5 protein-coding genes and 4 tRNA genes are annotated in these 6,565 nt (G+C 61.0%); 1 reads left to right on the top strand and 8 read right to left on the bottom strand.

Features of this window, described 5'->3' with window-relative positions:
• Nucleotides 1-181: 181 nt before the first annotated feature.
• Nucleotides 182-258: transfer RNA gene (locus tag BLL38_RS27100), tRNA-Val, on the bottom strand.
• A 184-nt stretch (nucleotides 259-442) separates the two neighbouring features.
• Between BLL38_RS27100 and BLL38_RS27095 the strand changes: the two genes are divergently transcribed.
• Nucleotides 443-1,726 (top strand): NAD(P)/FAD-dependent oxidoreductase, encoded by a 1,284-nt coding sequence (locus BLL38_RS27095; RefSeq protein ID WP_076965020.1) that lies wholly within the window; start codon nucleotides 443-445, stop codon nucleotides 1,724-1,726.
• A gap of 164 nt (nucleotides 1,727-1,890) precedes the next feature.
• Here BLL38_RS27095 and BLL38_RS27090 read toward each other — a convergent pair.
• From BLL38_RS27090 to BLL38_RS27060, 7 genes are all read right to left on the bottom strand, one after another.
• Nucleotides 1,891-1,967 (bottom strand) — tRNA-Asp (locus BLL38_RS27090).
• Nucleotides 1,968-2,072: 105 nt separating this feature from the next.
• A tRNA-Asp gene (locus tag BLL38_RS27085) sits at nucleotides 2,073-2,149 on the bottom strand.
• Nucleotides 2,150-2,204: 55 nt separating this feature from the next.
• Nucleotides 2,205-2,280, bottom strand: a tRNA-Val gene (locus BLL38_RS27080).
• A 107-nt stretch (nucleotides 2,281-2,387) separates the two neighbouring features.
• Nucleotides 2,388-3,152 carry an SDR family oxidoreductase gene (locus tag BLL38_RS27075; protein ID WP_090413093.1) on the bottom strand — a complete coding sequence of 255 codons (765 nt, stop codon included), beginning with the start codon at nucleotides 3,150-3,152 and terminating at the stop codon, nucleotides 2,388-2,390.
• Between the two features lie 11 nt (nucleotides 3,153-3,163).
• Complete coding sequence (locus tag BLL38_RS27070) at nucleotides 3,164-4,375, bottom strand: O-succinylhomoserine sulfhydrylase (protein WP_076965018.1); 1,212 nt, start codon at nucleotides 4,373-4,375, stop codon at nucleotides 3,164-3,166.
• Nucleotides 4,376-4,441: 66 nt separating this feature from the next.
• Nucleotides 4,442-5,947, bottom strand: a complete 1,506-nt coding sequence (purF, locus tag BLL38_RS27065; RefSeq protein WP_057438614.1) for an amidophosphoribosyltransferase — start codon at nucleotides 5,945-5,947, stop codon at nucleotides 4,442-4,444.
• 41 nt (nucleotides 5,948-5,988) lie between these two features.
• Nucleotides 5,989-6,546: a CvpA family protein gene (locus BLL38_RS27060; RefSeq protein ID WP_076965017.1), complete on the bottom strand. Its 558-nt coding sequence runs from the start codon at nucleotides 6,544-6,546 to the stop codon at nucleotides 5,989-5,991.
• Nucleotides 6,547-6,565 lie beyond the last annotated feature (19 nt).

The following is a 6,565-nucleotide window of genomic DNA, read 5'->3' as shown; positions in this document are numbered from 1 at the left end:
CCTCTGGCTAACACTTCCCCTTGCCGGGTGTGTAGAGGACTTTCACCTCCCAGTCACCAGCGTGGCCACCACAGCCAAGCTGGTTGCGCTTGCGCGCAACGCGCCATGCCTGGCGCACCAACAAAAAAGGGCCCACCTTTCGGTGAGCCCTTCTAGACCGCCCAGCAGAGCGGATTTTGTTTGGTAGGCGCGATTGGACTCGAACCAACGACCCCCACCATGTCAAGGTGGTGCTCTAACCAACTGAGCTACGTGCCTGCTGTGAGGCGGCATTCTACGGAATTCCCAAGGGGTGTCAACACCTTTTTTGCAGCTAAGCCTATGAATATGCGAATTTTTTATTTTTTATCAGCCATGCTGATTTTTTCGGGTGGCTGGCAGGGTATTTTCAACTCAGGTAGGATCGGCGCACTCGTAAAAAATATAAAACAGAGGTTCCAGTATGGCGAACACCCCCTACCCCCAGTCCTATTACGCCGCATCCGCCAATGCGGCTCCTCCCCGGCCCGCGCTACAAGGTGAAATCGAAACCGACGTGTGCGTGATCGGCGCCGGCTATACCGGACTGTCGAGTGCGCTGTTCCTGCTGGAGAACGGCTTTCGCGTGACGGTACTGGAAGCCGCCAAGGTGGGTTTCGGTGCGTCTGGGCGCAATGGTGGCCAGATCGTCAACAGCTACAGCCGTGATATCGACGTGATCGAGCGCAGCGTCGGCCCCCAGCAGGCACAACTGTTGGGGCAAATGGCGTTCGAGGGCGGCAGGATCATTCGTGAGCGGGTCGCCAAATACCAGATCCAGTGCGACTTGAAAGACGGCGGTGTCTTTGCCGCGCTCAATAGCAAGCACATGGGCCACCTGGAGTCGCAGAAGCGTTTGTGGGAACGCTACGGCCATACCCAGCTGGAGCTGCTCGACGAGCGGCGCATCCGCGAGGTGGTGGCCTGTGAGAACTACGTGGGCGGCCTGCTGGACATGAGTGGCGGGCATATCCATCCGCTCAACCTGGCCCTGGGTGAAGCGGCGGCCGTGGAATCCCTGGGTGGCACGATCTACGAACAGTCCGCCGCCGTGCGTATCGAGCGTGGCGCCAACCCTGTGGTTCACACCGCCCAAGGCAAGGTGAAGGCTAAATTCATCATCGTCGCCGGCAACGCCTACCTGGGCAACCTGGTGCCCGAACTGGCGGCCAAGTCGATGCCCTGCGGCACACAAGTGATTACCACGGCGCCCCTGGGCGATGAACTGGCCAAAACCCTGCTGCCCCAGGATTTTTGTGTCGAAGATTGCAACTACTTGCTCGACTACTACCGACTGACCAGCGACAAGCGCCTGATCTTCGGCGGTGGCGTGGTGTATGGCGCGCGGGATCCGGCGAACATCGAAGCCATCATCCGGCCGAAGATGCTCAAGGCCTTTCCACAACTCAAGGATGTAAAAATCGACTACGCCTGGACCGGCAACTTCCTGCTGACCCTGTCGCGCCTGCCCCAGGTCGGTCGCATCGGCGACAACATCTACTACTCCCAGGGCTGCAGCGGCCATGGCGTGACGTACACCCACCTGGCAGGCAAGGTACTGGCCGAAGCCCTCAGGGGCCAGGCAGAGCGTTTTGATGCATTTGCCGACCTGCCGCACTACCCGTTCCCGGGCGGCCAACTGCTGCGCACGCCATTTGCGGCGCTGGGCGCGTGGTACTACGGGCTGCGGGACAAGCTGGGCTTCTGACACAAGCATTGCAGGCGCCGGTTTGCCGGTTCCTGCAAATCGCCCGATCAAATCGCAGACACAAAAAACCCCGGTCTTTCGACCAGGGTCTTTGCTATCGATCCAGTCAAGCATAAAGCTTGTCTTGGCGCTCTCAGGGTGTTCAGTGGACCCTGGAACAGATATGGCGCAGCGGACGGGACTCGAACCCGCGACCCCCGGCGTGACAGGCCGGTATTCTAACCGACTGAACTACCGCTGCGTATCGCTCAGACTGCCGAAGTGTCACCTTCAACCGCCTTCAAACATCTGACTGATCAGCCTTGGCTGTTCAATCTCAAATCCGAAACATCGGACCTGGAAAATATGGCGCAGCGGACGGGACTCGAACCCGCGACCCCCGGCGTGACAGGCCGGTATTCTAACCGACTGAACTACCGCTGCGCGTCGGTGCAACCTTTAGCGTTGCGTCTTGCCCGAAGGCAAAACTCTCAAGAAGTGGTGGGTGATGACGGGATCGAACCGCCGACCCTCTGCTTGTAAGGCAGATGCTCTCCCAGCTGAGCTAATCACCCTTTGCTTCGTTGAGGCCGCGAAATTTACGCAGATGGCGGACCTAAGTCAATAGCCTGCTTGAAGTTTTTCTGAAAAAGAGTAAATAACGTCAAGCACGGGACCCGCCCTACTCGCTGTAAATCATCTTCTTGCTCATCCCACCATCCACCACGAACTCCTGCCCCGTCACAAACCCGGCGCTGCGCGACAGCAGCCACGCCACCATGGCTGCCACGTCCTCAACCGTGCCTACCCGGCCCGCAGGATGCTGCGCATGATCGGCGTCGCTCAACGGCTCGGCACGGCGCGTTGCGGGATCACGGGCGTCGATCCAGCCAGGGCTGACGGCGTTGACCCGCACCTCCGGCCCCAGGCTGATGGCCAGCGCGTGCGTCAGGGCCAACAGGCCGCCCTTGCTCGCCGCGTAGGCCTCGGTATCCGGCTCCGACTGTCGGGCCCGGGTCGAGGCCAGGTTGACGATGGAACCGCCGTGGGCGCGCAGGTAGGGCGCACAGTGCTTGGCCAGCAGCATCGGCCCACTGAGGTTTACCGCCAGCACCCGGTTCCAGTAGGCCAGGTCCAGGCTATCCAATGTGATATTGCGCGGATCGGCCACCGCGGCATTGCACACCAGAGCATCCAGGCGCCCGAACTGGCCAAGCACCTCAGCCACCCCAAGGGCCACCTGCTGCTCATCGGCCACGTCCATGGTGATAAACCAGGCGTTATCGCCCAACACCTTGGACACCTTGGCGCCCCGCTCGCGATCCAGGTCGGCCAATACTACTTGCCAACCTTCGCTGACCAGCCAGGCCGCGATCCCCAGGCCGATGCCCCGGGCCGCGCCTGTTACCAACGCGACCCGGCCATTAGTAGCGCCAGCCGCCTCCAGGGACCACTCGATCACAAGGCCGCCAGCCCGCGAGCCAGGTCGGCCTGCAAGTCAGCCACGTCTTCCAGGCCCACCGCCACGCGGATCAGGCTGTCGCGGATACCGGCCGCCTCACGCTCCTGCGGGGCAAGGCGACCATGGGAGGTGGTGCCTGGATGGGTAATGGTGGTTTTGCTATCACCCAGGTTGGCGGTGATGGAAATCAGGCGCGTGGCATCGATAAAGCGCCATGCGCCGTCTTTGCCGCCCTTGACCTCAAAACTGACCACCGCCCCGAACCCGCGCTGCTGACGCTGGGCCAGCTCGTGTTGCGGGTGGCTCTTCAAGCCGGCGTAGTGGACTTTCTCGATGCCGTCCTGCTGCTCCAGCCACTCGGCCAGGGCCTGGGCATTGGCGCAATGGGCTTTCATCCGCAGGCTCAGGGTTTCCAGGCCCTTGAGGAAAACCCAGGCATTGAACGGGCTCAGGGTCGGGCCAGCGGTGCGCAAGAAGCCCACCACTTCCTTCATCTGCTCGCCACGGCCGGCCACTACGCCGCCCATGCAACGGCCCTGGCCATCGATGAACTTGGTAGCCGAATGCACCACGATATCTGCGCCCAGCTTCAGCGGCTGCTGCAGGGCTGGCGTGCAGAAGCAGTTATCCACCACCAGCATCGCGCCCTTGGCGTGGGCCACTTCGGCGAGGGCCGTGATGTCCACCAGTTCTGCCAACGGGTTGGACGGCGACTCGACGAACAGCAATTTGGTATTGGCCTTGATCGCCCCATCCCAGCCCGACAGGTCTGCCAGCGGCACGTAGTCGACTTCAATGCCAAAGCGCTTGAAGTACTTCTCGAACAGGCTGATGGTCGAGCCAAACACGCTGCGCGACACCAATACATGGTCGCCAGCACTGCACAGGCTCATCACCACCGCAAGGATCGCCGCCATGCCGGTTGCCGTGGCGACGGCCTGCTCTGCCCCTTCCAGCGCCGCAATGCGCTCTTCAAAGGCGCGCACCGTCGGGTTGGTGTAACGGGAGTAGACATTACCCGGCACTTCGCCAGCAAAGCGCGCCGCCGCGTCCGCCGCAGTGCGGAACACGTAGCTGGAGGTGAAGAACATCGGGTCGCCGTGCTCACCTTCCGGCGTGCGGTGCTGGCCGGCGCGCACAGCCAGGGTATCGAAAGCCACACCATCGAGGTCGCTGTCCAACCGACCGGCATCCCATTCCTGACTCATGCTGCCACTCCTTCACTCAATTCTTTATTTAAGATACAAAACCGGCCCCTCAGGGCCGGTGATTACTCAGTTGTTGTACAGATCGATGATCGCGCTGACCGCCTGGGTCTTGATCTTCGAGGAGTCGTTGCGCGCCTGCTCGATCTTGTTCAGGTAAGCCTCGTCGACGTCACCGGTCACGTACTTGCCATCGAAGACCGCGCAATCGAACTGCTCGATCTTGATCTTGCCGCCGCCCACCGCTTCGATCAGGTCAGGAAGATCCTGGTAAATCAGCCAATCAGCGCCGATCAGGTCAGCCACATCCTGGGTCGAACGATTGTGTGCGATCAGTTCGTGGGCGCTCGGCATGTCGATACCGTACACATTCGGGTACCGCACGGCAGGTGCGGCAGAACAGAAGTACACGTTCTTCGCCCCGGCCTCACGGGCCATCTGGATGATCTGTTTGCACGTAGTGCCGCGCACGATGGAGTCGTCCACCAGCATCACGTTCTTGCCGCGGAATTCCAGCTCGATAGCGTTGAGCTTCTGGCGTACCGACTTCTTGCGAGCCGCCTGGCCCGGCATGATGAAGGTGCGACCGATGTAGCGGTTCTTGACGAAACCTTCGCGGAACTTGACGCCCAGGCGGGTGGCCAGTTCCAGCGCGGCGGTGCGGCTGGTGTCCGGGATCGGGATCACCACGTCGATGTCGTGCTCCGGGCGCTCGCGCAGGATCTTTTCGGCGAGCTTCTCGCCCATGCGCAGACGCGCCTTGTACACCGAGACACCGTCGATGATCGAATCCGGGCGCGCCAGGTAGACGTGCTCGAAGATGCAGGGGGTGAGTTTCGGGTTGATCGCGCACTGACGGGTGTGCAGCTTGCCGTCTTCGGTGATGTACACCGCTTCGCCCGGCGCCAGGTCGCGCACCAGGGTGAAGCCCAGCACGTCCAGGGACACGCTTTCGGAGGCAATCATGTACTCGACGCCTTCGTCGGTATGACGCTGGCCGAACACGATCGGGCGGATGCCGTGGGGGTCGCGGAAACCGACGATCCCGTAGCCGGTGATCATTGCCACGACCGCGTAGCCACCCACGCAGCGGTTGTGCACGTCAGTCACGGCCGCGAATACATCTTCTTCGGTCGGCTGCAACTTGCCGCGCTGGGCCAGTTCGTGGGCGAACACGTTGAGCAGCACTTCCGAGTCGGAATTGGTGTTGACATGGCGCAGGTCAGATTCGTAGATCTCCTTGGCCAGTTGCTCAACGTTGGTCAGGTTGCCGTTATGCGCCAAGGTAATGCCGTAGGGCGAGTTGACGTAAAACGGTTGAGCTTCGGCCGAAGTCGAGCTACCGGCAGTCGGATAACGCACATGGCCAATGCCCATGTGCCCGACCAGGCGCTGCATGTGACGCTGATGGAACACGTCACGTACCAGGCCATTGTCCTTGCGCAGGAATAACCGGCCGTCGTGGCTGGTCACAATACCGGCAGCGTCCTGGCCGCGGTGCTGGAGGACGGTTAGCGCGTCATACAGCGCCTGATTGACGTTCGACTTACCGACGATACCGACGATGCCACACATGCGACGCAACCCCTACTTAATGAATCTTGACTGAACACGACTTACTGCGGCGCATTGCCCGGCAAGAGGTGTTCCTTGAACGGAATATCAGCGGGTACGCTGATACCGCTGGCCAGCCACTGACTGCTCCACCCCAATATGAGGTTCTTGGACCAATCTGCAACCAATAGAAATTTTGGCACGAGACTCGACTCCTGCCACCACGAATCCTGCTGTACCGGGCCCAGGCTCAACAGCCCGACCGCAACAACCACCAGCAACGCGCCACGCGCGGCGCCGAAGGCCATGCCGAGAAATCGATCGGTCCCGGAGAGGCCGGTGACACGTATCAATTCGCCGATAAGATAATTGACCATTGCTCCCACCAGCAGCGTGGCGATGAACATGATGGCGCAGCCCGCGATGACACGGGCCGAAGGTGTTTCGATATAGCCGGCCAGGTAAACGGCCAGAGATCCGCCGAACATCCAGGCGACGACTCCTGCAACGATCCAGGTCAGCAGCGATAAAGCTTCTTTGACGAAGCCGCGGCTTAGACTGATCAATGCGGAGATGGCGATGATGGCTACGATCGCCCAATCAACCCAGGTAAATGGCACAGTGCAGCCTACAGACGGA

The organism is Pseudomonas gessardii, from assembly GCF_001983165.1.
Lineage (GTDB): Bacteria > Pseudomonadota > Gammaproteobacteria > Pseudomonadales > Pseudomonadaceae > Aquipseudomonas > Aquipseudomonas gessardii.
Note: the sequence above shows the minus strand (reverse complement) of the source record. Positions and strands in the feature narration are given on the sequence as shown.

Bases quoted from the DNA above. Each gene is read 5' to 3' on its own strand.
- BLL38_RS27095 (WP_076965020.1), top strand. From the start codon at position 443: ATGGCGAACACCCCCTACCCCCAGTCCTATTACGCCGCATCCGCCAAT.
- BLL38_RS27070 (WP_076965018.1), bottom strand. From the start codon at position 4,375: ATGAGTCAGGAATGGGATGCCGGTCGGTTGGACAGCGACCTCGATGGT.
- purF (WP_057438614.1), bottom strand. From the start codon at position 5,947: ATGTGTGGCATCGTCGGTATCGTCGGTAAGTCGAACGTCAATCAGGCG.